This is a genomic window from Rhizobacter sp. P3_B12 (assembly GCF_056402895.1).
On sequence record NZ_JBFUGN010000888.1, the window covers coordinates 1 to 2,572 of the forward strand.

A 2,572-nucleotide genomic window follows, 5' to 3' on the forward strand; every position below is an offset into this window, starting at 1 on the left:
AGCTGGAGGTTATGCGCGCGTCCTCTTGATGTCCCTGACGAACGGGAGAGAGACGTTTTGCTCCAACCAAGCGACATACGAAGCAGCACGTTCGGGGCCGCAGACAAGTCGGTCGCTCGGACGGGCGGCCAAGTCTACAAGAGACTTGGTAGTCGAGTCGACGGCAAACGTCTCTGCCCGCACCAGAACAAGACTCAGCAGTACGCACAGGTTGGCGAATTCAACCTCGCCCTTCCGTGGGCTCGATGCAGATGTAAGCGCCGTCGTGAAGCCCGCCAGTTGAGCTGTAAGACGCCTCACTTCTTGGCGGAGCATGCCCACCTCCGCCTGAGTGCTTGCGAGCTTCGCTTTGAGGACGAATGGGTCATCGGTTGCGTCATCGACGGCAGCCGCGGCGCCGGCCTGCGACCTCATGTATATGGCCAGCAAGACCTTGTACTTTGCGTTCCGTAGAAACGTCGTTCGGTGAACTCTGGTTCGGTCGGAGAGATATGCCGCCAACAGTCCAATGCTCTTGAACTGAAGTCGTCGCTTTCTGCACAACTGCAACTCATGCTCTAAGAGGGACAAATTCTCTTGCTCGCGCTCGGCATTGAACTTGCGAATGTTGGCAGCGCCGCGCTCACGAGTCACCGTCGGCCTCCGTTCGCGGGGGCAATGCCTGTGCGGCCGATGGCTGAACCGACGAGGCGAGGAGGGCCGCGACATCCTCAATGCTGATGCCGCTGGTCTTCATCAGCGCGCTCAGCATCGCCGCCGCAGTCCGCACGTCATCACTCTCGTCCGTGAGAGTCGCAAGATCATCCAGACCTTGACCAGCAGAAAGCCGTCGCCGCAGCAGCGACGCAGCCATCTGGACCTGCGGCGAAGTCATCGAAGGGTATGCATTCGATTCGGCGAGGCGCTGCAACAAGAAATCGGCACGATTACATCGGCGAGTCACGAGCTGAAGGTGACGTCGGACAATGTCCGGCCGCTCAACATGGATGAGGACAGCCGCGTCCGCGCTCCGTTCAGCCTCGGCATGCAACCTCCGCAGCACGTCTTCGCTGAACTTCCACCCTAGAAGCTCGTTGATGTCGAGCTGGATCTCGTCCCAGAGCGCATCTAGAGAAGCGGCGGGCTCGCTGGCGGCCTCCATCCGCTTGCGCTGTGCGTGCAGATAGCGAATTCGCTCGATCAACTGATTTCTCTTGGCAGCGATGGCGGGAAGATGGTCGATGCACTTCATCGCCAGTGGGCAGATGCCGCAGCGCCTGCGGGCGCCTATGTTTCGAACGATGTCGGCCGGGCATTCCTCGCCGACGGGGCAGATGTGGGTCTCGCGGAAACGGATATGGCTCATGGGGCCGCTCTTGAGAAGCGTCAGCCCGTCGTGTTCATCCAGCTTGTCGTCCTCGATTGACCAGAGCGCCATCGAGGGCATGAACCTGAACGTCGCAACTGTGCCCTCACGGTTCTTGACAAAGCTCTGAACGAGTGCGCTGTCTGGCTTGTCGGAACGAATATACGCGCTCTCAGTGCCGACCTGGAATATCGAATAGTCGCCTAGGAGGGCGATGTCGCTCCGTTGCAAGCGCCGTTGGAGTTGTTCGCCGGAAAACTTCGTGTAGTGCGCCGTGGTTGCGATGCCTTCATGTCCGAGCAACTCGGCGACGTCCGACACTTCCAGGATGCCCTGGCCCTGCCTGTTCGTCGCGAATGTCGCTCTGCATGAATGCGGTGTGTAGACAGCTAGTATGCTCAACGCGCAGTAGGCGATGGCTTCCCGCCCCATGTACTTGACGACTGGTTGGCCGTCGGGAGTCTTCATTGGCTTGAGGTAGTACAGGCGGACATGCCGTTCCCCGCTGACCTCCTTGTAGAACGCCTCGAAGTTAATTTGTGCGGCAAGCCAAGCCTCGTAGTAGACGTTGTCACCGATGGGGACCCCGGTGTTGGGCGTCTTGAATAATGGTCTCACGGGGTCAAACGGAGAGACGCTGAGGCCTTCATAGGGTACGGGTTCGAACGTGTCGAAGTCTGCGAAGAGCTTCTGGAATTCCACCTCCCGTTGTAGTACATGCCGAACGCGAAAAACAACAGGTGTACTCCAGGGTTCAATCTTCGTCTTGTCCGTGTTCACCAGCAGCCTGTACGTATATTGGTCGCCAGCGCCTTCGTTCAGCGAATCCCAGGTCTTGCGGTCAAGCCACTGGACTGACTGACAGCGAAGGCCAGTTTCCAACGAGACAATGAGGAGTCGAAGTGCTGTTAAGTGAGGAACCACGACGGTCGTATTTTTGCCTTCATGTGCGATCTCTCGTTCCGCCCACGTGAACAAATTTGGCACCAACTGCACGGGGTGTTCCGAGCCATGATAGCGAACAACTGGAGTCATACCGAATTGCGCAGTCCGGTATCGAAGCGCCGCTCTTAAACTGGCCCAGGTGTCTGCAAATTTCCCTTCGAGCGCCTGCAGTAGCAAGTGTTGGCCGAACTCCTCGATGGCATAACAATAGAACAGCAAATAGCCGTAGATATTTGCAGGGATGATTTCCTTGTTCGTTTTGTTCTTCTTGCCTGGAAGACG

2 protein-coding genes are annotated in these 2,572 nt (G+C 57.8%); both read right to left on the bottom strand.

Features of this window, described 5'->3' with window-relative positions; genetic code table 11:
* Window positions 1-9 precede the first annotated feature (9 nt).
* Window positions 10-633, bottom strand: a complete 624-nt coding sequence (locus AC1D01_RS29585) for a hypothetical protein (protein WP_477872789.1) — start codon at window positions 631-633, stop codon at window positions 10-12.
* Window positions 623-2,572 (bottom strand): site-specific integrase (locus tag AC1D01_RS29590; RefSeq protein ID WP_477872791.1); only part of this gene is annotated, 1,950 nt, incomplete at its 5' end. The genes AC1D01_RS29590 and AC1D01_RS29585, both read right to left, overlap by 11 nt.